This is a genomic window from Amycolatopsis thailandensis (assembly GCF_042723255.1).
In the GTDB taxonomy this organism is placed as follows: Bacteria; Actinomycetota; Actinomycetes; order Mycobacteriales; family Pseudonocardiaceae; genus Amycolatopsis; species Amycolatopsis thailandensis.
Map to the genome: position 1 here is coordinate 22587 of NZ_JBHXJK010000049.1, position 24190 is coordinate 46776.

The following is a 24190-nucleotide window of genomic DNA, read 5'->3' on the forward strand; positions in this document are numbered from 1 at the left end:
GCGTTTTAGTGTCCGATTCATGCCCGTAGGGGCTGTTCCGCGTGGGGTCGTGTGTTATAAAGAAGGTTCTAACCATCTTTATCACTCACGACCTCTTCGCAAAGCCACGCAAAGTGCCCGAAACGGGCGTTCCGGCTGGAAGGGGTGCCTCATGTGGACGGCCGAAGTCGCGATCCGCTCCCGCAGGCCAGTTCAGGCCGGGCCGCGGAAGCCCTGCTCGGCAGGAGACTCGATCACACCACATTTGCCTTGCCTCTCGATAACCCGAAACGCCACGCACTACCACGGTGACCAAGCTCGGTACTTGCGCGTGACCGAGTGGACGACACGCGTGATCAGACGGACGACACGCGTGTCCAGATGGACGGCACTCGGCGACGGCCGAGTCCGCCGTCCGCCCAGTCACGCGTGCCGTCCCACCGGTCACGCGAAACCCCCCGACCAGAGGTACCTGAGACACGGTTCGCCCTGACGCGATAACGCCACTCACGGCCCACTCGACCACCCTGCGAAGCGCGCGCGAGGCGGCAGATACGGTCGTCGGCATGAATCTGCGAGCCGCGGCGATGCGGCGGAAACCGGTCGCCGACCTGATCGCCGAGAGTGATCACGGCACGCTGAAGCGCTCCCTCGGTCTCGGCCAGCTGACCATGCTCAGCATCGGCGCGACGCTGGGCAGCGGGATCTTCGTCGTGCTCGGCGAAGCGGTCCCCGTGGCAGGCCCCGCGGTCGTGCTGTCCTTTGTGCTCGCCGGCGTCACCGCGCTGTTCTCGGCGCTTTCGTACGCCGAGCTCGCCGGGATGATCCCGGTGTCCGGTTCGTCCTACTCTTACGCGTACGCCACGCTCGGCGAGCTGGTCGCCTGGGTCTGCGGCTGGTGCCTGGTGCTCGAATACGGCGTCTCGGTGGCATCGGTCGCGGTCGGGTGGGGGCAGTATCTCAACGAGCTGCTGCGGCTGACGTTCGGTTTCGCCATCCCGGACGCGTTGAGCCAGCCACCGGGTTCGGGTGGGATCGTCAACGTCCCGGCCATTCTCGTCGTGCTGCTCGCCATGTTCCTGCTGCTGTCCGGCGCGAAGGAGAGCGCGCGGGCCAACGCGATCATGGTCGTGATCAAGATCGGCACGCTGGTGCTGTTCTGCGCGATCGCGTTCACCGCGGTCCGGGCGGCGAACTTCACGCCGTTCCTGCCGCTCGGCCTGGCCGGGCTGAGCGCCGGTGGCGCGAAACTGTTCTTCTCCTACATCGGTTTCGACGCGGCCTCCACGGCGGGCGAGGAAGCGAAGAACCCGCAGCGGGACCTGCCGCGCGCGATCCTGCTCTCCCTCGCCATCGTCACCGTGCTGTACTGCCTGGTCGCCGTGGCCGCCGTCGGCGCGCTGCCGTGGCAGGAGTTCGACGGCCAGGAAGCCGCGCTCTCGCATGTGCTCGGCGCCGTGTCCGACAACCCGCTGTGGGCCGGGCTGCTCGCGGTCGGCGCGATCGTGGCGATCTCCAGCGTCGTGCTGACCGTCCTCTACGGGCAGACACGCATCCTGTTCTCGATGTCCCGTGACGGCATGGTCCCGGCGGCGTTGTCCAAAGTGGATCCCAAGACCGGCACCCCGCGGATCAACACCCTGGTGGTCTCCGGGTTCGTCGCGGCGCTGGCCGCGTTCATCCCGCTCGGCAAGCTGGCCGACGCCACGAGTATCGGCACCCTCTTCGCGTTCGGGCTGGTGAACATCGCCGTCCTGTTGCTGCGGCGCCGTCAGCCGGAGGCTCCCCGCTCGTTCCGCGTGCCGTTCTCGCCCGTCACCCCGATCCTCGGCGTGCTGTGCTGCGGCTACATGATGCTCAGCCTCGACGGCGCCACCTGGATCGTCTTCGGCGGCTGGATGGCGCTCGGCCTGCTGATCTACTTCGGTTACAGCGTGCGCCGATCCAGGCTGGCCGCGGAATAGCCCGTTCGCCGCCATAATTCCTAGCCTGTACAGCCGCAGTCCGACCTGGATCATTGAACAAACGGTGACGAGTAGGGGACACTGCGTTCCGCCCCCACGGAAACCCTACCGTGAACCGAGGTCCCAATGCGCAATCGTATTACCGTACTGACCGCATGCCTCGCCCTTTCCCTCACTCAATTGACCGCCCCCGCGGCCGCCCAGGACACGACTAAAGTACGGGCGCCCATATGTTATGAAGAGCCTTCGCAGCCGAAAGCGGATGTCAGTGACATAAAGGCCGCTTTCACGTCTTCGAAGTGGTTGCAGACGATCCAAGGTGTGTACAAACGGCGATGGCCGAGCGGCGAAGGCCTCGCGATCGCCCAGGCCAAGGACAAGTACTTCAGCCAGTTCGTCACCAAGACCAGCTTCAACGGGCTCGCCGAGTCCCTCATGGTCGCGATCCACGAAGAAACCCACATGTGGGACCTGGATCCTTCGCGAACCTCATGGGACGTCTACGTCTCCGCGTGGATCAACGCTTCCCGCAAGGCGATGAAGGTCCCGATCCACGGCGGCTTCGCCCGCCGCGAGATCCTGCCGCTGATCACGGACAATCTCACCAAGTCGATGGACGACATCTATCTGCGTGACCAGCAGCAGGGTTCGTACAAAATCCAGGGTGTCATCGCCGAACTCAACGCCGGGCTCATGGGATTGCCCGCGGCGTCGGTCGTCGCCGAGTTCATCCAGGGAATCGGCGCGAGCAACGCCAGGGACATCGTCGCCACCAATATTCGCTACCTTCAGCTCTACCTGCGCGTCGCCAAGGCGAAGTATCCCGATTACTGGGCCAAGATCAAGGGCCAGCCGGAACTGCGCGAATTCGTGCTCACCGAATTCCTCCGCGCGGCGTATTGGCTGGATCAGTCCGAGCCCTACGCGGCCAAACTCGGCAGTGCGGACGTGGCCAAGATCGTCGCCAAGAACTACGCCCCGGAGAACGTCGCCATCATCGAGGAATTCACCGGAGCCAAGGTGAACACCGGTACGGCCAGGAACTGCACGGTCTGACGCCGTTCGCCGGTGACGGGTACGGCCCCGTCACCGGCGAACCGCCCCCTTACGGCACGAACACCGGCTGGTCCAGCACCCAGAGCCAGGAGCCGTCCGGCTGACGGCGGGCGACCTCGACGGTCACCTCGCCGGTGGTCAGCGTGGACGCCGTGAGCGCAAGGTCCTCGCCCGTCAGCGCCGGATGCTGCCTGCCCGGCAGGAGTTCCGGCGCGGCCGCGACGAACTCCTCGTACACCTTGCGGATCTCCGCGTGCCCGGTCGCGAGGTTGCCCGGCGGGAACGCCAGCACGGCGTCCGGTTCGTACAACGCCACGAGCCCCTCGACATCACCCGCGTTGCCGCGCTCGATGAAGAATTTGCCCAGATCGTTCGGCTCGGTGGCCACAGTCCTGCTTGTCATGCGGAGCAGCTTCGCAGCGAATACACGACATCCTGTGTCGTGTATTCCGTTAGAGTTTTCGCATGCGCGCCGACCGGCTGGTCTCCCTGGTGTTGCTGCTGCGCCACCGCGGCCAGCTTTCCGCCGCCACGCTGGCGCGCGAGCTGGAGGTGTCCACCCGCACCGTGCTGCGTGACATCGAGGCGTTGTCCGCGGCGGGCGTCCCGGTCTACGCCGAACGCGGCAGGCACGGCGGTTTCGCGTTGCTGCCCGGTTTCCAGACCGAGCTCACCGGACTGAACCACGACGAGGCGCTCGCCCTGCTGATCGCCGGGTCCCGGCGCGGCGCGCAGGCGTTCGGGCTCGGCTCGGCGCTCGCCTCCGCGATGCTGAAGGTGGTCGACGCCCTGCCCGAAACCCAGCGTGACACCGCGGCGGGCGCGGCCCGGCGGCTGCTCGTCGACCCGGAGACCGACCTCCTCTCGCGCCGGGTGGCCGCCGAGGAGGTGCCCGACGCGATCGTGGCCGAGGTCCGGCGCGCGGTGTTCGCCGGGCACAAGCTGCGCATCCACTACGCGGCCGCGGGCCGGAAGCCGCAGTGGCGCACGGTGGACCCGATCGGCCTGGTCACCGTCCGCGATCAGGGCTATCTGCTGGCCACGAGGGCGGGCGAGGACCGCACCTACCGGCTGTCCCGGCTGCGGGCCGCCGAGGAGCTCCCCGAACCCGCGCAGCGGGCGGACCGGGTCGACCTGGACCGGGCCTGGCAGGAGCGCGGCACCCGGTTCCGGACCGGCGGCGACCAGGTCACCGTGCTGGCGCGGGTGCGACCGCCGCGCAGGGAAGGACTGGTGGGCACCGCGCTGGCCGTCCTCGCCGAAGAATCGGACGCGGACGGCTGGCTGCGGCTGGAGATGACCTTCCAGGACGACCGGCACGCCGAATGGGCGTTGTGGCAGCTCGGCACGGACGTGGAGGCGCTGTCCCCGCGGCGGTTGCGCACCGCCCTGCGCGATCGCGCCGCCGCGATCACCAGCCGTTACGACGCCCCAGCAGGTCTGACCACTGTGGACAGTCGACGCACTCCGTGACGATCGTTACACAGGAACTACGCTCGGTCACGACGGACCGTCCCGGTCACCGCGCCACGCGACCGCCGGCAACGTCGTGTTCTCACAACGGTCATCTTCGTCCCGCGTTCGTCCTGATCACGGTCGCGGAGGCCCGCCGACCGGTCTCCCCGGACCGTCGCCGAGGCCGCGACACAGTGTGGTGAAAGGCCGCTTCCCGAGGCCGAGGGCGAGTTGGGCGGGCAGGGTGGGGATGCATAATTCGGCCATGACGAACGCCGCCTCGGGAAGGGCAGCCACCACTTTCAAGGCGCTGCTGAAGGGGTATCGCGTTCGCGCAAACCTCACTCAGGAGGAGCTCGCCGAGGGATCCGGGGTGAGTGTCCGGGCCATCAGCGACATGGAACGGGGAATCGCCAAGAGCCCGCAGCGGCGGACGATCGAGGCGCTCGCCGCTTCGCTGTCGTTGACCGACGAAGAGCTGACGTCGTTGCAGAAGGTCGCGCGGCAGGGTCGTGCCCAGCCGGTCGCCGCGCCCGCTCCGTCCGGGCTCTACGAGTCGCCGCTGATCGGCGTCCTGCCGACGGACGTCGACGACCTCACCGGCCGCGAAGGCGACCTCGACGCGTTGCGCGACCTCGCCGCCGGCCTGTGCGACGGGCGTCGCCGGGCGGGCCGGGTCGCGATCCTGAGCGGTCCCCCCGGCACCGGCAAGACCACCCTCGCGGTCCGCGCGGCGCACAACCTCGCCGCCGACTTCCCTGACGGCAGGCTGTTCCTGAAGCTGCGCGGGATGTCCGCCGAACCGACGAACCCGGCGGACGTGCTGCATCTGATCCTGCGCTCGCTGGGCATCGACGCCGTCCGTATCCCGGCCGATCCCGAGGACCGGGCGAGCCTGTGCCGCTCCCTCCTCCAGGACCGCGCCACCCTGATCGTGCTGGACGACGCGGCCGACGAAGCCCAGGTCCGCCCGCTGCTGGTCGGCGGTCCCCGCTGTCTCACCCTGATCACCAGCCGTCAGATGCTGGTCGGGCTCGAAGGCGCCAACCGGCTCCCTCTCGACGTCTTCGGCGAGGACGACGCCGTCGCCCTTCTGGCGTCCATCGTCGGGACGAGCCGGGTCACGCGGGAGCGGCAGGCGGCGCTCGAATTGGTCGGGCTGTGCGGACGGCTGCCGCTGGCGCTGCGGATCGCGGGCAACCGGCTGGCGAGCCGCCCCACCTGGCCGCTGACCCGGCTGGTGGATCAGCTCCGTGACCGCAGCAGGCGGCTGACCACGCTGACCGCCGGCGACCTCGACGTGCGCAGCGTGTTCGAACTCTCGTACCGCCAGCTCAGCCCGAACGCCGCCGCGGTGTTCCGGCGGCTTTCGCTCGTCCCGGCCGCGGACTTCTCCGTCGGGGCCGCGATGACCCTGATCGAAGCCTCCGACGAGGACGACGCGGCCGTTTTCCTGGAGGAGCTGGCCGACGCGAGCCTGCTCCAGACGTCGCCGGAGAACGGGCGGTACCAGTTCCACGACCTCCTGCGGGTCTTCGCGACCGAACGGCTCGCGCGGGAGGAAGCCCCCGAAGCCGTGGAGGCCGCCGAGAACCGGCTGGCCGGGTGGCTGGTGCGCACCGCGACGGCGGCGGGCCGCTACTTCCATCCGACCGACGGCGTGAGCCCGCTTCCGGTCGCGACGCCGTCGTTCGACGATCACTCCCGAGCGGGCAGATGGCTGGAGGTCGAGCTGAAGAACTGGCTCGCCGCGGTCAAGAGCCTCGCCGCCCGGGGCGAGCACCGGAAGGTCCTCGACCTGGCCGAGTCGATGCACTGGTACTCGGAGATCGGCGGGACGGCGAGCACCTGGCGCGACGTGTTCGCCCTCGCGGTGGACTCGGCCGTCGCGATCGGCAGCAAACGGGACGAAGCCGTCCATCTGAACTATCTGGCCTGGGTGCAGGCTTCGCTGTGCGATCAGGCGGAAGAGTCCGTCAAGATGGCCCGCCGGGCCTGGGACGCCGCCGAGGAGGCGGGTGATCGCCGTGAACAGGGCTGGGCCCGGGTGTACCTGACCAGCGCCCACGCGCGCGACACCAGCCTCACCACGTCGCCCAAGCTGTTCGACGAGGCGGCGAGCCTGTTCGAAGAAGCGGGCTATCCGCTCGGGGTCCACGTGGCGCGGGCGATGCGGGCGTCCTACTGGTACCGGAACGGCCGGTTCGACGACGCCGCCGAGGAGTTCGACACGTGTGTCCGCTATTTCGCGCAGGAACACGGCGGCTCGCGCACGCCGGTGGACGACACCAACTACGCGTACGTCCTGCTGCGGTCGGCTCAGAACCTGGCCGCGCTCAACTCGCTCGACAGGGCACTCGCCCAGTGTGAGCGGGCACTCGGCCTGTTCCGCCGCCACGGCGCGGGGATGGGCCAGGCCCGGGCGCTCCAGGAATCCGGGAAGTTCCTCCGCCGCCGGGGCGACCACGCGGACGCGCGCCGCCGGTTGACCGAGGCCGAGGAAGTCTACGAACGCATCGGGCTGACGCAGGCCCAGATCGACACGCTCTGCGACAGGGCCGCCCTGTCCGAGGAGATGGGCGATCCGGCGTCGGCACGCGACGACCGGGAGCGCGCGCTGGGCCTCTGCGACCGGCTCGGCCGGTCCGAAGGCGGCAAGCTCCGGGAGAAACTGGCCGACCGCCTCAACGCCTCGTAGCCCGCCGTCACGCCGAGGTGCGGGTGAGTTCCTCCCAGGTGATGTGCCCGAGCAGGACGTCCTGGATGGTGTAGCGGGGCCCGGGTTCGAACTCGGCGATGGCCGTGGCCGCCTTCGCCATGCCGGCGGCCGCGGCGATCCGGCCGCCGAGCTCACCCGCGTCCAGGTCACGGATGTCGTCGCGGGAGACGTAGACGGCCACCATGTCCTCTTCGGACCGGGCGGAACGACCGGGGAAGCCTTGGATTCGTAGCGACACGTCAACTCCTTGGTGTCGGGCGGTTCTGCGACTCTGGATTCAGTAAACGGCACGCGTGGCCCGGTCACCATGAACAACCACCAGCAGAAGAACCGGAAGGAATCACCCCGCGCGCCACACCGCCGTCCGCTCGGCGGGCGGCGCCAGGACGAAACCGGCGGCGCGCTGGACGACGTCCGCCGTCACCGGCCCGGGTGTCGTCCCCCGCGCCCGGATGTGGCCGAGCAGACCCGGTTCCGGGGCCATTCCGTGGTTTTCCAGGTAGTAGGTGACGGTGTCGGTCCAGATCCACGTGCCGTCGGTGAGGAAGTTCGTCGGCACGACCGCGGTCCGGGCCGGCTGGACGACGTCGTCCAGCAAGGACGGCGTGACCAGGATCGGGGTGCCGCCGGTCAGGTACGCGACGACGGCGCGCAGTTCCGCCGGGTCCTCGATCCGCGGACGGTCCGGCGAGAATCCCGGTCCCGTTTCGGGGTCGACGACGTCGAACACCCTGGCCAGGGTGAACTCTTCCGCTGTGGTCACCGGGATACCTCCTGTCGGCGGGCATGGTTTCGCCACCCCAGCACATCGCATCGGACCGCGGCGCACCACGCAGGAGAGGCGGCAGAACCGCCGGTGGTTCCCGCGTCCCGGAAGTCACGGGGTGGCCTGGGCGACAGCGTCGTCGAACAGCTTCGCGAGCTCGTTGAACTTCTGCTCGTACGAAGGCTTCCTGCCGTCGCTCCGGTTCGAGTAGGCGAGCCGGTGATCGCCGGGGACCGGCACGTGCCCGCCGTCCTCGTCCTCCGCCATCCCGATCAGGGTGTCGAAGCCGTCGCGCACGTCTCCGGTCTGATCGTCGACGAACTTCGCCTGGTTGCTGTAGGAGGAGAAGTCCGCCTGGTAGTACTGGTGGAACTCACGGAACAGGTTCCGGACGTCGGAGGCGCTCGGCGCCGTGTCGTCCGGCCGTTTCGCCTGGAAGGCCACGCCGCGGATGAAGTCGTACACCCTCTTCGCGTCCAGGTCTTTTTCGCGGAAGTAGTAGCCGAACGGGTCCGAGTCGACGATCCGGCAGGCCAGCTCGAAGTCCCGGCGGCTCGTCCACAGTCCTTCGTGCCGCCGCATCTGCTGGATGGCGCCGCGGTGCTCGGGTTCGCGGTCATGGCTGAGCTGGGCGTCGCCGAACTGCCTCTTGGAGTTCACCTTCTCCATGTCGTGGAACAGGATCGCCTTCGCGATCGCCTCCCTCGACACGAACCGGGCGGCGTCCTCGTGGCCTTCGGTGATCTTCAGGTACTGGTTGAGCACCATCTGGGCGTGCTCGCCGAACGTGTTCCGGGTCGAATCGCCCGGCGCCCGGTCGGCGCGTCCGTCCTGCTTCTTGACCGTTTCGGCGAATTTGCGTGCCAGCAGCTCGTGCGGATCGGTCACCCCTTCGTCCACTCTGGACACCAGCTCGTCGACGATCACCTTCCCCGAACGCGCGTTCGGGGCCGCGAGCTGGGTCTTGATCGTCTGCGCCAAGGCCTTCCCCGCTGCCTGGTGTTTCGCGAGAACGGCCGCGTCGTGGTTCTGCGTGTAGCCGAACTCGGCGTTCTCCCGCCAGAGGCCGAACTCGTTCGAGAACGGCGCGCCCTCGATGTGGTTCTCGACGAGCACCGAAAGCCGGGTGTTGAAGTCCACCTTGATCCGGCGTTCGTCGATCGCGACGGTCGATCCGATTTCGGCCTGCGTCGCGTATTCCGGCACGAGGTCCATGAACTCGTCGACCTGGGTCTCGGTCACCTTGGTGAACGTCGCTCCCACGAGCAGTTCCGGCCTCCGCGCGGCCGCGACGACATCCGCCGCGAAACTGTCCCGGAAGGCCGGTGCGACGAGTTTGCCCACGTTCTTGCGGGCGAGTTCGGCCTTCAGCGCGTCCGCGACGGCTTCCTGCCGTCCGACGAAGATCTCACGCAGGGCGTCTTCGTCCTTGTCGATGAGTTTGTCCTTCGTGACCACGCGCAGGGCCTTGGGCACGACCGTGGACTTGATCTGCGCGGCGTAGGTCTCCGGCGCGATCCGCACCCCCGACTCGGCGAACAGTTTCTTGAGCCCTGGATCGGCTTCGAGGCCTTTGGTGATCCCGCGGACGAAGGCATCACCGCGCGCCCCGCTGAGGTAGCCGCGCTTCGCCTTGCCCAGCGCCTCCAGCTCGTCTCCCCACTCACGGTGCAGGGCGTCGACCCGCTCGCGGACGACGTCGTGGACGACCGGGAGGATCCTTTCCCCGAGCCCTTCGTCCACCACGTCGGCGCCGAGCTGGTCCACCAGGCCGGCGCGCACCGCCCCGGCCACCACCTCCGCCGTCTTCTCCGCGATCTCCGGGTGCTCTTTCAGAGCGGCGCGAAGGTTCTCGATGGTGTCGTACCGCAAGTTGTTCCCCGGGTCGACCTCCTTGATCACCGCGGTCAGGATCACCTGCGGCGGGTTCAGCAGGTTCTTGACGGGCCCGAGCACCGCGGCCTTGAACTCCTTCTGACTGACCGGGATCCCCTCGGCGCCGTAGGTCCGGGTGGCGAGGTCGATCGCGGCCCCGATCCCGCCGGCGAGCTGCTCGACCGGCCCCTTCCCGGGGCCGAAGGTGTTGACGAACTCGTGCATGTCCTCCACCCGGCGCTGGGGACTGTCGGTCACCACGGCGTCCGATTCCCCGGGGATGCTGTCGGTGGCCGGGGTGAAGTAGATGTCCGGCGAGCCCTTCCAGGTGTGGTAGTGATTGCCGAGTTTCCTCGCCATGTTCCGCAGTGCGACCGGGTTGTTGCGGAAGTTCTTGCGCCCCTCGGAAGACCACGTGAACCACGGGTCGTTCTCGCGGCCCAGCCGCGCGGAATCGAAGTCCGGGCGCAGGCCGAGCCGGGAGTACAGATCGCCGATGGCCTCCTGGCGGCCCGCGATCCCCGGCATCGTGTCTTCGTGCCCGGCCTTGGTGTAGGTGACCAATGAGCCCTTGAGGGCCTTCTTCTGCAGGGCTTCGTAGTCGATCCCCCGCACGCCGAACTGGTTCGTGTCCCCGTTCTGGTCGACGTTCATCGACAGTCTGTTGCCCTCGGCCTCCGTCTCGACGGTGGCTTGCGTACTCGTTTCGAGGAACGTCGGGAGCGGGACCAGGAACGACCGCAGCACCGGCGGGATCCCGGGCTTGAGGTGCACGTCGGTCTCGTACTTCGAGAGCCACTGCACCGCGCGCAGGGGGCGTCCGCCACCCGCCCAGAAGACCTTCGGTCCTTCACGTCCCACGCCGCTGAACGGCAGGACGGTGCCGTCGGATGCCTGGTGCACGTCCTTGTGTTCCTTGCCCTGCTCGGCGGGCGACAGGACCGCGGTGTAGATACGGACGTAGTGCTCCCCCTTGACCGTCTCGACCTCGAACTCGCCGCGGTGCACCACCTTGAGGTCCTTGCCGCTCCGCAACACGGTGGGGCCGGGGTAGCTGACCTTCGGGCGTCCGATGTGGACGTTCTCCTTGGTGCCGAGGTAGGCGTCCGTGCCGTCGACGTCGGCGCGCAGAATGTGCACGGGACGTCCGGTCTCGTCGCCGTGGCTGGTCCACGAGCCGTCCGGGCCGAGTACGTGGACCTGGACGTCGGCGGCCCTGGCGAGCGCGTCGAGCTCGAACCCGTCCGGATGTTCTTTCGCGAACCCGGCGATCTTCCCGGTGATCCGCGCGTGTTCACGCGGCGCGCGATCGGGGAGGCTCGCCAGCACCGCCTCGCGGAAGGAGTCGTGCGGCGTGACTCCTTCGACCAGAACAGGTTCGAAGCCGTGCTTGGTCAAGAGCTCCTGCTGCGCCTCCGTCACGACGTCGCGGTCGAGTACCTTGCCCGGGTACGGGTCGGTGACCGCGACCGAGTTGACCGTGACCGCCGACTTCGCCGACGTCCCCGACGTATCCGACGGGTTCCGTTCGACCGGTGCCGGTCGCACGTCCACGCCGACAGGCCGAGGGCCGTGGGCCACGGGATCGGTGACGATCGTGATCACGGCACGACGGCGGGCTTGCCGAGAGGTCGTCCCGTCCGGCGAGGAAGCGGAGACGACCCTGATGGCGGCCGGCGACAGCACCTCCGCGTCGGTCCCCTGCCTCTCCAGTTCGCTCGCGACGGCGGCGCGCAAAGCGTTCACGGTCGCTTCGGCTCGCGCGTTCCCCGTCCGGACGGCCTGCCCGATGCCGAACAGGGCCCCGTTGCCGAAGCCGGTCACTTCCACCACCGGGGACGGCAGCCCTTGCTCGCGCCGCGCCACCGCCGTCGCCACCACTTGCCTCGCGACTTGCCCGACCTTCGCCAAAGCTGCCTGGTCGAGGTCCTTGCTGCCTTCCCGGAAGGAGATCTCATCCGTCGCGCGGCCGGAGTCTTCGGCCAGCCGCACCGCACCGTCCAGCTCTTCGACCGGTTTCCCGACGACGTAGCCGGGCACCGGACCCGTGCGCCAGGTCTCCCTGTCCTCGACCACGATGTGCGCGCCGATCGGGAGCGTCTCGCCCCGGGAGCCGGTGAGGTGCACCCAGTTCCCGTTCGGCGCGACCACGGGCAGGCCGGCCGCGTCGATCCCGACCTTGCCGGTCACCACCAGATGACCCGGTCCGTTCGTTCCGCCGGCGCCGGGCACGAAGTACACCGGGCCGTCGGGGGCGACGGCCTCCGCGTCGATCCCCCGGGCACGAAGTTCGGCCAGTACCCGGGCCGCGAACGACTTGCCGCCGCCGCTGCCCGCGCCGCACGACGCGAACATCACCGGCTTCTCGCCGTCCCACAGTCCATCGTCCTTGGCGCGTGCCAGCAGGGTCGCCACGTCGGACGGGCTCAGCGGGGTGCTCCCGGCGCCGCGCACCGGGGCGCCGTTCGTGTCACCGTGCGCGAGAAAGGTGAAGAACCTGTCGTCGGCCGGGTAACCGCCGACGACGCCTTCCAGGCTCGCGTCGTCGAGCCTGATCCCGCGGTTCCCTTCGAGCGGGACGGCCTCGATCCGGTGTGACGTCGGCACCAGCACGTCGAAGACGGCCTTGGTGACCGCGGCCTGCTCGGCGGGTTTGCGCAGCGTCTCGGCCGTGACGGGCCGCTCGGCGCTCTCGATGTGCGCCAGCACTTCCGTGAGGTCGCCGGGCCGGCCGAGGCGTTCGGCGGCGAGCTCCAGATGGTCCAGGGTGATCGTGGCCTGCTCGGAGAGCCGCAGCTCGGCGCGTGCCACGTCGGCCAGCACGCGCATCGAGGCCAGCCTCGCCACCGTGAACTCGCCGCCCGACTCGGCGAGCAACGCGGCGGCGTGCCAGACCGAGCCCGTTTCCTGGTCGCCTGCCGCTTCCTCCGCCGCGGAGTCCGCCCGGGTCGCACTGGCCAGCCGGGACAGGTCCGACGGCGTGTCGAACGGGCCGTATCCCAGCGAGGCCAGCAGATCCAGCGCGCGTGCTTCACGGGGACTAGGCGTTCCGGAGACCCAGAACCCGTCCGGTGGATCGTCCACGGGCCGAGGTCCGTTGGCGGTGGTCATGGTCGCCCGCACCTCCCGGCGGGCGGCCCTCGCGTCGGGCGCGCCCGGTGGCTTCGCGCCACCGTGTGAGACCACGTTGACGGGGACACGGTCCGCGGACAGCCGTTCCTCGCCCGGCGGAAGGTCTTTCTGCTTCTCGCGGATCAGTTCGTCGAGCTTGCTCCGGAAGAAGGTCTCCGCGAGCTGAGCACGCCGAAGTCCTGTCCTGGTGCCGTGAAGGCGCGAGTTTCCATACCCCTCCAGCAGGACTTCCGGCATGGGCAACTTGTTGCGGTGACGCCACAACGCGGTCTTGGTGACCTCTTTCGCCAGCGTGGTGAGACGGCCGATCGCGGTGGGCTCCAGCCGCTGCCTGCCCTGGGTCGCGAGCTCGACCGGATTCCACGTCTTGCCCATCGGGGCCTGATAGGACGCGCTGGAGACCACCGAGGTGGTGACCATGACCAGCGGATTCGCGAGCGTCTGGACGTACCCGAAGTCCTCGACCTGGGCGCTCTGTTCGAAGAACGTCCTGCCCTTCTTCTGTTGGTACAGGCGAAGGAGCCAGGACCTGCCGAGCGACGGCAGCCGATCGCCGGCGAGCCCGGAAAGGGCTTGGCGCGCCTCGGCTCTGGCGTTGCGCCAGCCCCAGTCCTCGTCGACGTCTTCGATGTCCGGGCGGGCTTCGATCTCACGCATGGTCGACAACGCCTCGACGAAGCGCCGCTCCAGCGTTCCGGGCGGATGCCGGTCGATCTCGGCTTTCAGCCCGTCACCGAGCCGGTCGATGTTCTTCCGGATCGCGTCGTCGAGGAGTTCGGCCCGCATCTTCGACTGGCGGGAGATCTCGACGGACACCTGCGCGCCGTCGTTCTCCGAGTTGAGGACGATGGCACCGAAGTGATAGCCGAAGAACTGTTCGAGCTGTTCCGCGTCGGCGCGGGAGTAGTTCAACCCGTAGTCGGGTCCGTCCGCGCCCGGCACGGCGACCGACTGCGCGACGTAGGCCTCACCCGGCTCGGCCCACGCGTACTGGTTCACCCCGAGTGCCGCGGCGGCCCGGTCCAGTTTGGCCCGTGCGCCGGTACCCGCTCGCAACGAGGTCCCGTACTCCTTACCGCTCAGCGGGCTGTTCACCCCGGCGGACCGCATGGCGAGGGCGACCTTCGCCGGATCGATCGCGGCGTCCTCGTCCGTTCCCGCGGCGAACTTCGCCAGCGCGTCCGCCACCTCGTACGTGCCATGGAACCGGAACGCCCCGCCGTCCCGCACCGGGGCGAGGACGGGCGGCCCGTCGCCGGATCGCAGCACCGCTTGCCGGGGCGGGGCGCCCATGATCGCGCCGGCGAACTCGCTGCACACCGCCGACGGCGGTTCCTTGAAGAAGGGCTTCACCATCACGAGCGTCCGACCGCCGGCCAGGACCTTGTTCCCCGGGTTCACGACCAGCGAAACCTTGCTGCCGAGTTCGGAAAGGCGCGCGTTCACGGAGGCGACCCGCGACTCGGTCGCGTAGAACTCCCGGAAATGCCCGCCCTCCACCACCGGCAGTGCGAGCGTCTTGTCCGAGGAGAAGGAGATCAGCGGGTGATCGACGGCTTCGCGCCGGATCACGGGAACGGAGAAGGGGAACTCGTCGCTGTCCACCACGGTGCCGTAATAGTCGAAGCGGGTGAACGGCGCTTCGGAGCCGTCCGATTCGACTTCGTAGTCGAGCGTGGCTTCCGCCAGCACCGAGTCGAGGGAGGAAGCACTGACCTCCGAGCGCTGGTCGTCTTCGACGGAATTCCCGAGGTCGTCCAACCCGGCCCAGAACCCGTCATCGGCCTGTTCCGCGTCGTCGTACAACACCGGACGGGCCGGTTCCCGGGGCGCGAACCGGATCAGCGTTTCGGTGGCGTTGTCGACGTCGAAGCCGTCAGGCACGCCGTCGCGGCCCAGCGGTGTCGTGAGGGCGACGGATCCGAGCAGCGGCAAGTCCTGTCCGACGTCGTCGGTCAGCATCGAACCGGTGGCGTCCGGGTGGCGGACATGGCTCGCGTCGGTGCCGATCAACGACACCCAGCCGTCCGGGGTCTCCCGCTGCACGACACCGTCGAGGACGCGGTGCCGGGGCGGGAGGGTGTCCGCCGGATCGAGATACTCGGCCCGGCGCCGGTAGTAGCGCTCGGAGACCCTCGGGCGGATGGCCGGTGGCAGTGCGTCCAGGTCCGGGGGCACCGGCTCGAACCGCGCGACCAGCCCGATGCAGTGCTCCGGCATGCCGAGGTAGACGTCCCACACGGTGACCGTGTGCGCGGTCAGCCCGGCGGGCGCGGGCTGGGCGCCGTCGAGCGCGTGACGAAGCGCGTCCGGGTTGACCGGTCGCACGTCGAACACGGTTCCCGTGGTGTCCGCCAGGTGCTGGAAGTGCCGTTGCGACGCGCGGTCGAGCCCGTACTCCCGCTCGATCCCGGAGTCGTATCCGTCGGATTCGCCGGTCTCGGACCGGTTCGGAGCGGGCCTCGAAGCCGTCCTCGTGTCGACGTCGCGGGTCGCGAGGTACTCCCCGCCCGACGTCCGCACGATCCGGACGGGCCGCGGTCCGGCGGGGCCGTACGCGAGGTCGTCCCCGTTCTCGGTCACGACGTGCAGCCGGACCCCGAAGGCTTCGGCGATCTTCGCCGCGGTCGTGTTCCGCAGGGTCGCGCCCAGTTCCCGCAGTTCCGCCTGGCGTGACGCCGACTCGGGAGCGACGGCGGCGGCGATCGCGGCGATCAGGTTCCCGGTGACCGGCTCCCCGCCGGCGGGCACCGCTGTCTTGCCGAGCCGGAAGAGGGTGTCCTGCTGGGCGCCGGTGAGCCCCGGGGGCACCGGAACCCGCGCCGTGGCGAGGAAATCGGCCGACGACGTCAACGCGACCCGCACCGGCTCGCCGTCGTCGGGACCGAGCCGGACCGTCCCCCCGTCCTCGGTCAGCAGCTCCAGGCGGACGTCGAGCGCGACCGCGACCTCCTCCGGGGTGGCCTGCCGCAGAGCGGCGGCGCGGTTCCGCAGTTCCGCTTGGCGCGCCGGGGAATCCGGCGCCAGCGTCCGTGCGATCGCCTCGACGAGGTTCGCTCCCACGGTGTCGCCGCCGACCTGGACGACCTTCCGGCGCTCTCGGCCGAGGGCCGCCCGCTGCGCGTCGGTCAATCCGGCGTCGGCGGCGGGCCGGACGCCCGGCAGCGCGTCCTGGCCGGGGTCGGTGAGGCGGTGACCCGGGCCCAGCTGGCTGTGCAGGACGTGCTGGATCATCCAGGTGTGGCGGGGCATCAGCTTCGGCGTCACGCCGGGCTTGACGACGTCCTTGCCCATGATGCTTTCGTCGCCGGTGACGACACCGGTCGTGCCGTCGTCCTCCCGGCTGAGGAACACCCGGTCCTTGTCGTGTTCTTCGTCGGCCGCGCCGAGGTAGTGCAGCAGCTCGTGGGCCAGTTCCTCCGGGGTGGCGTCCGAGCGCCAGTTGGTCTGGGTGGTGCGTTCGTCGTCACCGGCGACGACGTCGTACGCGCGGTACCGGGGGTTGCCTTCCCGGTCGGCGAGCCGGTCGCTGGTGAACTCGATCCGGACGTGCAGCTGATCGCCGTTCGGCAGGCCGTGGCGTTTGTTGATCAGCCTCTCGACACCGGCCGTGGCGCGCTCCCGCAGCTGAGCGAGCTGCTCGTCGGTGGTGCCGCGGCCGGGCACGAGGTTGATCGGCACGGTGAACTCGGTGACCCCCCGGTCGCCGACCTTGAAGCGGCTGACGCCGTACCGGATCACGCCGTCGTAGCGTTTGTCCTTCCCCGTCCGGAAGGTGGTGAGCACGTCGGCGGTCTCGGTGGCCACGGACCGGCTCGGCGTCATCGCCCGCAGCGGCTCCCACTGGGCCGGGTCGAGGGGGTTCGCCACCGAGAACCAGGGCGCGTCGGTTTCCCTGCTGTGCCGCCACTTCTCGTCCTCGGGAGTGGCGGGCCGTGCCGTGATCCGCGCGAATTCGGCGTCCAGCGCGCCTTTCGCCAGCCACCAGGCGTCCTGTTTGGTGTCCACGAAATCGAGCCACGCCGCTTGGAGCCCGGCCTGGGTGCGGACCAGCTGCTCCGCCGCCGCGACCCGCTGCTCCCGCGCTTCGGCCGCCGAGGCTTCGGCGGCGGCCAGCGTTTCCCGTTCCTCCGCGAGGACTTCGCGGAACAGGTCGCGCCGCTCCTTCGCCTCGGACCGCGCGGCGGCCAGCCGACGGACGTCGTCCAGCGCCGCGGCGAGGTCCTGGTTCGTCTCGGCGAGGTCCACCCGCCCGCGTGCCGCCGCCAGTTCGGACGACAGCACCCGGAAGGCGCGGTCCGCGTCGGCGGTGCCACGGGCGAGGTCGTCGAGGTCGGTGGTCCTGGCCGTCAGCCCCGCCAGCACCTCGTCGGTCGCCGCGGCCACCCGGTCATGGTGAAGCCGCGCGGCCTCGGCGAGGTTTTCGGCTTCCCGTAAGGCTTTCTCGGTCTCGCGGGCGTACCGGTGGTGCCGGTCCTCCAGCGTGCCGGGACGGCGGACCCGGGCCGCGTCGACAGTGGCGTTCCAGTCGACGGCGGCACCGAGCTTCTTCATCAGGTCTTCGGCCCGGCGGCGCTGGCCTTCCGCGCCGACCTCGGCGTCCCGCCACGCTTTCGCGGTCCTGGCGACCCTTCCCTGCCGTGCCTTCAGGATGCGCGGCGTCTTCTCCCCGGTGACGTCCGTCAGCCCCTCGATCGGCATCCGCACGTCCGCCGAGCCGGGCATCGACACGTCGACGACCTCGGTATGGCCGTCGACCTCGACCACGATCCGGTAGTCCACGTCGAACCGCACGAGCGCGGTCCGCCCGACCGGTTTGAGGTTCGCGACGGCGGACACGGTGGTGCCGTCGACCGTGGCGTCGGCGGGCTCGCTGGTCCATCGCGTGTCGGCGCCGGTGACCAGGCCGCCGACGTTGTCCTTCTCGTTGACCGGCGTGACCGTCGGTCCGGTGACGCCCAGCTCGCCGACCTCGGCGACCTTCCGCTCGGTCGAGCGGGCCGTGGTCGAGTTCTTCGGGTTCTCCAGGTTGACGCCGTCGCTCAGCGCGATCGTCCGCGGTTTGCCGAGCCGCGCGTGCACCTCGACGTTCGCCCGCTTGCCCCGCAGGACGGCCGCCTCGCGCAACGCGGGCACGGGCAGGCTTTTCGTCGTCATGGCCGGCAGGAACGCCTGGAGCACCTGAGGGCTCAGGCTCGACCAGAGGGCGTTGACCGGTGCGGTGCCGTAGCCGGTGATCCCGTTGTCCGCCCCGGCCTTGGTGAGAGTGTCCCGGACGACTTCGCGCAGCCGGGCGGCGGCGCGCACGGATTCCACCGACGCCATGTCGGGCAGCGTGGTGACGGTCCCCCGCCGCCAGTCCTCCAGCGCGGCGGGCGTGGCGTCCGCCGCGGACAGGGGATCCGGTTCGGTGTCCTCGCCGGTGTCCGGCTTCCGATCGGTGCCGACGGTCAGGTTGTCGGCCAGCAGCCGGACGCCGAGCGACTGCTTCCCCGTGCCCGCCGCCGCGACGGTCTTCCCGTCACGCCGTACCTCGACGGTGAACTCGATCGGCACGTCGAACAGCGCGGCGGGTCCGGTCCCGGTCCGCAGCCGCGTTTCCTGTTCGGTGCGGACCTCCGTGGTGCCGGTGACCTTGACCGCGCCGATCCCCTTGGTGACCGCGCCGCCGACCGACGTCGCCGTGGCGTCGCCGTCGTCCTGGTACTTCTTCTGCCCGCCCGCTCGCACCGAGGCCGACCACGCCGTGGACGTACTGTCCGTGTGGACGGTCCGGACAGCGCGGACGGTGCTGTGTTCGACCGCCCTGCCGTCGTTGACGACTTCGCGGAAAGCCGGATCCCCCAGCGTTTTCGCCGTCAGCAGGACCTGATACCCGCTGTCGGTGAACAGTTTCGGCAGATGCGCGTGCAGCGGGATCCCGCCGTCCAGCGCGCTGTCCACGAGCCCGCGCACGCCGTCCGGCGAGACGAGACCGGTCAGCCGCGCCCAGTTGTGCATCGCGTCGTTCAAGGACACACCGGGCAGCAACGGGATCTTGGCATCGGCCAGCTTCGCGGACAGCTTCGGCACGAGACCGGACAGGTCGGGCAGCCGCTCGACGGCGCCCAGCCCCAGCGTTCCCGGCTTCCCCTTCGGCAGCGTCGCGGGCGCCGTGAGCCGCTCTTCCCGTTCGCGCGGACCGGCGGGCTTCGCGGGCAGGAGACCGTGTTCCCGTGCCTGGTCTTCGGTGAGCCACACCTGCACCGCGCCGGGCAGGTGGACCGTGCGGGCGGCGACCCTGGCGTCCGGGCGGATCAGCGCGGTCTGCTGCCGCGCCTCGGCGAGCACGGTGAAGTCGACGTCGAACCGGGCCAGCACCCGCGGGGTACCGGCCGCCGTGGTCACGTTGCGGTCCACGACCGCGGAGATGTCGAGGCCGTCGGCCTTCGTGGTCGTCTTCGCCCACGGTTTGCCGGACAGGCCGCCGGTCGCCGTGCCGGTGGGATCGCCGGTCGCCGAACCGGTGACCGTCACACCCGCGGTGATGGCCGGGCCGGTGCTCTTGCTCGTGCCGCCGTCGAACCGGAACCCGCCCGAGGTGGACCGTTCCGAGCCCGCGTCGTCCGACATCCGGACCAGGGTGGGTTCGCTCAGCTTCGCGTGGACGCCGATCCTGCCCACGCGGTCCGCCAGACGGCGGGAGTGGACGAGGTCGGTGCTCACCACGCCGCGGGTGAACGACCGCAGCGCCGCCTTGATGTTGTCGGTGCTCAGCATCGCCTGCACGCTGGTCCAGGCGTCGCTGCCGGGCAGCGCGAGCGCCCGGTCGCCGTCCGACGCCTCCACCAGCGCCGCCAGCGCGGCCTTGCCGACGTGCCCGGTGTGGGCGATGCTCTCCACCCCGATCCAGTCGCCGACGGCGGGCGGCCCGAGTTCCTGGAAGTGCCCGGTGATCGACCGCGGCGGGTCGAGTTCGCGGATCTCCGGGGCGCCGGGGGCGACCTGATCGGCCTTCGCGGGCAGCGTCAGGCTGTCCGACATCCACACCGTGAAGTTCGCCGGGAGCGAGTCGGCTCCGTCCGCCGTCTCGGTGGACCAGATCCGCCGGACGTCCGGCACCTGGGTGCCCGGCAGTCCCGGCAGCATCTGCCGGACCGTCGCGTTCAGCCGCGAGAACCCGGTGATCGTGACGACGAACCGGCCTTCGTGCTCGAACCCCTCGGAGTCGGCGCTGCCGATGTCGAGGTCCGTCGATTCGGTGACCGGCCCCGCCCCGGTCCGGGTGCCGCTGCTGCTGCCGTACTTCGCCGAGGCCGTTCCCGTCGCCCCGAAGGTCACCTTGCCCTCGGGTCCGGCCGTCCAGCCCTTGCTCGTCGCGGAGGACGAGCCGAGCGCCGGGCCGGTGGTCGTGGCGTTGCGGATCACCCGGCCGGTCGCCCGCCCGATGTGCTTGGGGGGCTTCGCTTCCAGCCGCACCGTGATGGTGATGTTGTCCTGCCGGAGGACGCCTTGGCGTTTGAGCGTCACGGACACCCCGGCGCCCAGCAGCGCGTCCATCCGGTTGCGCAGCGCCGACGGCGACAACATCGCCTGCAGCCGGTGTTCGTTGGCCAGCGTCTCCAGTGCCCGCGCCGAACCCGGGGGTTTCGCCCCGGTGCCCTTCTCGTCCCAGTCCGGCAGCAGATCCTTGTACTCACCCGCCTTCCGGAGCCGGTCGCGGATCTCCGTCAGCACGGCGTCGGCGCCGGTGAACTCGCCGACCCGCACGTTGCCCGCCGCGAGCCCCGCGGCCAGATGCGCGGGCGGGAACTTCTCCGTCGACGGCGGCGTGATCCCGTCCCCGGTGCCGTCCGGGACCGGCAACCCCTGTTCGGCGGCTTCGGCCAGGCCCACCCGGGCGTAGACGGTCGCCGTGGTGGTGGTCTCCTTGCCGTCCAAGGCCTGCACGACGATCCCGGCTTCGAACCGGTAGAGACCGATGTCGCCCTTGAGCTGGATGCCGGCTTTCGCCGTCGACGTCCGGCCGGCCACCACGGTGTCCACTGTCCGCGCCGAGTAGCCGCCGCCGAGTCCGGCGGCGATCTTCACCCCGTTGACACCGCCACCGCCGCCGAACGAGACGGAGGCGTCGAACCCGCGTTTGGTGAAGGCGGAAACGGTCGAGCCGGTGGTCGCGGATTCGTGCAGCCGGAGCTGGGTCGCGGTGGTGGGGCCGACGAACTCGGCCTTGGTCAGCACGGCCTTCATCCGCACCGCCGCCACCTTGCCGCCGTCCGCGCTGAGCAGGGCGGGCGAGCTGACCCAGCCTTCGAGCATGGCGCCGAAGTTCTCCCGGATCCCGGCGGTGCCGAGGAACGCGCGCAACGCGTCCCGGCCGGGGGCGCCGAACGCGGTGACGGACCGGTGCAGCAGTCCCGCCGTACCGGTGAACACCTCGGCGAGGTCGGTGACCGCCTCGGGCACCGGATTCCGCAGTTTGCGCCCGACGTCGGCGGTCAGCTCCTTCGCGGTCAGCCCGGCGGGCGGCGTGACGCGGACCAGATCGTCGGGCAGCCGCACGGTGACCTTGCCGGGAACCGGTTTCGCGCGTTCTTCACCGGCGGGCGGGCCGACTTCGGCGCCGTTTTCGTCGTGGACGCTGACGGTGAACTCGACGTTCAGGCCCACCCGCCGGGATCCCTCGCCGGACCGGATGGCCCGTTGGTCCGAAGTGGACACCGAAACGGTCTGCGTCGCGCCGGGCGCCGCCAGCGCGACCTTGCCGCCGACGGTGAGATACGGGCCGGTCGGCGCCTGCACGGTCGCCGCCGTCCCGACGTCTCCGGCGCGGAGGACGGCGAGGTTCTCCGCGTTCGCGATCCCGCCCTGGACGGTGAGGTCCGCCTTGGTCTTCTCCCTCGGCTCGCTCACCACGTCGCCGCCGAGGGTCGCCCGGATCCGGACCTCCCGCCAGCCCTTGTCGGTGCGGATCGGGAAATGCAGGCCGTCGAGCGCGGATTCGAAATCGTCGTGGACGGCGTTCTTGATCGCGTCGAGCTGCCGCGGTCCGGCACCGGGCAGCAAACGGGCCAGCTCGTCGCGCAGTTCGCCGGTCCCGTCGACCGTCAGCACCGGCGCCGAGCCCAGGGCCTGGCCGGCGGCGAGGAACGGCGGGAGATCCTCGCGCGTCAGGCCCTGCTCGTCCTTGGGGGTTTCGGTGGTCTTCGCGGTTGTTTCCGTGGTTTCCGTGGTGGCCGGGACATGCTCGGAAAGCGCCCCCGGCTCCGGACCGTCGAAAAGGTCTTCCGCGAACGGCTTGCCGAGGTCCAGTTCGATGGCGGGAGCCGGTTCTTCCCCGATCTCGGTCACGGTCTGTTCGGCCTGGACCTGCGCGGCGGCCGAGGTCGAGGCGACAGGCTGGTCTTCCGAAGTGGTGCGCAGCGGCGCGGGACGGGTACGCGGCCGTTCCTCTTCTTCCGGCTGCTCGTCGGAGGTGGTCCGCACCGCGGTGGGCGCGGTCTCCTGCTTCGGAGCTTTGACGTCCGTCTTGCCGGGTGAGCTCGTCTTGACCTCCGACGGCGCCTTGGTGTCCGAGGTGGACTTGGGCGCGGGCTTGGTGTCCGAGACGGTCTTCGTGTCAGTGCCCGGCTTGGTGTCCGAAGCAGCACGAGTGTCCGAAGTGGACTTGACGTCCGGAGCCGGTGCGGCGGCCGGGCCGGTGCTCGTCGTGTTCGGCGGCGGGCTCGTGGTGTTCGGCACGGTGACCGGACCCGTGTCGGTCACGTCCGATCCTCGCCCGGTGTCGAGCGAGAGATCCGTCGGCGGTTTGCCGAACGAACCGAGATCGCCGAACTTCTCCTTGATCGAGGTGACCATCGAGTCGAGGGCCTTCTCCCCGATGCCTTCGAGTTTGTGGCTGACGGCGCCGCCGACCACGCCGCCGACGAAGCCCATCCCGTATTCCTCGGGGGAGACCTCCTCGCCGTTGATGGACGCCATCGCCGCTTGGCTCATCACCCCGGAGACGCCCTCGAACAGGAAGGTCGTGCTGAACTCGGCGGCCCTGGCGGCGAGGTTCCCGCCGAGCTTGTCGGTCACGTTGCGGGACAGCACGTCCGGCACGTGGTCGGTGAGCAGGTCCGTGGCGTCCTTGCCCAGCTTGTCGCTGTACGGGTCGAGGACGTCCCGCAGGCTGTCGTTGAACGCCCGGCTGCCGTCGAGACCGTGCTTGCTCCAGTTGTCGACGAACGTGCGGGCGTAGTCGCGGCCGAGCTGCCGGGCCGTGTCGTCGCCGAGTGTCTTGCCGAAGGCGGTGCCGAACCGGTCGGCCACCTGGTCGCTGAAGGTGTCGACGGCGTTCTTCGTGAACGCGGTGGCCGGATCGGCGAGCTGCCTGCCCGCCCGGTCGGTCAGCGTCCGGCCCATGTCGCGGACGAAGGTGTCGGCCAGGGCGTCGCCGCCCGGCAGTTTGAAGTCCTTGAACCGCTTCACCAGGTCGTCGGTGGCGATCTTGCCGAAGTCCTTGCCCAGCAGGTTGCCGACCTTGCGTCCCAGCCGTTCGCCGAGTTCACCGACGGCGCCGCCGAGCACGCCGCCGATCGCCCCCGAGATCAGCGTCTGGTCGGTGGCCTCGGTGTCCCACTCCTTGCGTTCGGTCTGCAGCCGCTGGACGGCGTAGTCGATGAGCAGCCCGCCGGTGATCCCGATGAACAGCTCGAACGCGATCGCGCGCACGAGCATCTTGAACAGCGTGAGCAGATAGCTGCGGGTGAGCGCGTAGTGCCAGGTCAGATTCGCGAGTGACGCGCCGCCGGTGAAGGCGGCCAGGGCGTACTCCATCGCGATCTCGTAGGCGAGCATGAACAGCTGGCCGATCGCGGAGTACTTGGCGTACTGGATCTTCAGCGCGATCTCGCGGCAGTTCTCGGCGACCTTGCCCGTGCCGTCGGCCAGCTCCTCCAGCGCGTTCGGCGTGCCGTGGGTCAGCGGCGCCATGCTCTTGTCGAACGATTCCCCCGCCTGCGGCATCGACAACGTCTGGTCGATCCCGCGTTTGACCCTGGCGATCTCGTCCGGGATCTGCCGCAGCTGGTTCGTGACGGTGTCGTACTCCTGGGCCGCCCGCGAGAACTTGTTGTGGTTGGCGGCGGGCCAGTCGACGCCGAGGACTTCGAGAAGGGTCCGTGCCCACGCCGGGACCTCGCTGAATTCGTTGCGAACGTCCTTGATGGGCACGGACTACCTCCTGAGCGGTTCACCGGGGACAACGCGGCCCGAGGGCCG

At 69.9% G+C, this 24190-nt stretch carries 8 protein-coding genes; 4 read left to right on the forward strand and 4 right to left on the reverse strand.

Features of this window, described 5'->3' with window-relative positions; genetic code table 11:
• Nucleotides 1–545: 545 nt before the first annotated feature.
• Together ACFWMR_RS20800 and ACFWMR_RS20805 are read left to right on the forward strand one after the other, a co-directional pair.
• A complete protein-coding gene (locus ACFWMR_RS20800; protein ID WP_378379533.1) occupies nt 546–1943 on the forward strand; it encodes an amino acid permease in 1398 nt (465 codons plus the stop codon).
• A gap of 321 nt (nt 1944–2264) precedes the next feature.
• Nucleotides 2265–2999 carry a hypothetical protein gene (locus ACFWMR_RS20805; protein ID WP_093937746.1) on the forward strand — a complete coding sequence of 245 codons (735 nt, stop codon included), beginning with the start codon at nt 2265–2267 and terminating at the stop codon, nt 2997–2999.
• Nucleotides 3000–3048: 49 nt separating this feature from the next.
• On the opposite strand, the gene ACFWMR_RS20810 is transcribed toward ACFWMR_RS20805, so the two are convergent.
• Nucleotides 3049–3387, reverse strand: a complete 339-nt coding sequence (locus tag ACFWMR_RS20810) for a YybH family protein (RefSeq protein WP_093937747.1) — start codon at nt 3385–3387, stop codon at nt 3049–3051.
• Between the two features lie 77 nt (nt 3388–3464).
• Here ACFWMR_RS20810 and ACFWMR_RS20815 point away from each other — a divergent pair, with 77 nt between their 5' ends.
• Both ACFWMR_RS20815 and ACFWMR_RS20820 read left to right on the forward strand, forming a co-directional pair.
• Nucleotides 3465–4472, forward strand: coding sequence for a helix-turn-helix transcriptional regulator (locus tag ACFWMR_RS20815; RefSeq protein WP_378379534.1), 1008 nt, complete (start codon nt 3465–3467; stop codon nt 4470–4472).
• Between the two features lie 247 nt (nt 4473–4719).
• A complete protein-coding gene (locus tag ACFWMR_RS20820; RefSeq protein ID WP_378379535.1) occupies nt 4720–7152 on the forward strand; it encodes an ATP-binding protein in 2433 nt (810 codons plus the stop codon).
• Between the two features lie 7 nt (nt 7153–7159).
• On the opposite strand, the gene ACFWMR_RS20825 is transcribed toward ACFWMR_RS20820, so the two are convergent.
• The 3 genes from ACFWMR_RS20825 to ACFWMR_RS20835 form a co-directional block, all read right to left on the reverse strand.
• On the reverse strand, nt 7160–7411 hold the full coding sequence (locus ACFWMR_RS20825; protein WP_378379536.1) for a hypothetical protein: 252 nt from the start codon (nt 7409–7411) through the stop codon (nt 7160–7162).
• 102 nt (nt 7412–7513) lie between these two features.
• Complete coding sequence (locus ACFWMR_RS20830; RefSeq protein ID WP_378379537.1) at nt 7514–7936, reverse strand: hypothetical protein; 423 nt, start codon at nt 7934–7936, stop codon at nt 7514–7516.
• A 114-nt stretch (nt 7937–8050) separates the two neighbouring features.
• Nucleotides 8051–24142, reverse strand: a complete 16092-nt coding sequence (locus ACFWMR_RS20835; protein ID WP_378379538.1) for a WXG100-like domain-containing protein — start codon at nt 24140–24142, stop codon at nt 8051–8053.
• Between the last annotated feature and the right edge of the window lie 48 nt (nt 24143–24190).

What these genes read in the sequence shown, in the direction of transcription:
- ACFWMR_RS20815 (WP_378379534.1), top strand. Translation starts at nt 3,465, where the DNA reads ATGCGCGCCGACCGGCTGGTCTCCCTGGTGTTGCTGCTGCGCCACCGC.
- ACFWMR_RS20800 (WP_378379533.1), top strand. Translation starts at nt 546, where the DNA reads ATGAATCTGCGAGCCGCGGCGATGCGGCGGAAACCGGTCGCCGACCTG.
- ACFWMR_RS20820 (WP_378379535.1), top strand. Translation starts at nt 4,720, where the DNA reads ATGACGAACGCCGCCTCGGGAAGGGCAGCCACCACTTTCAAGGCGCTG.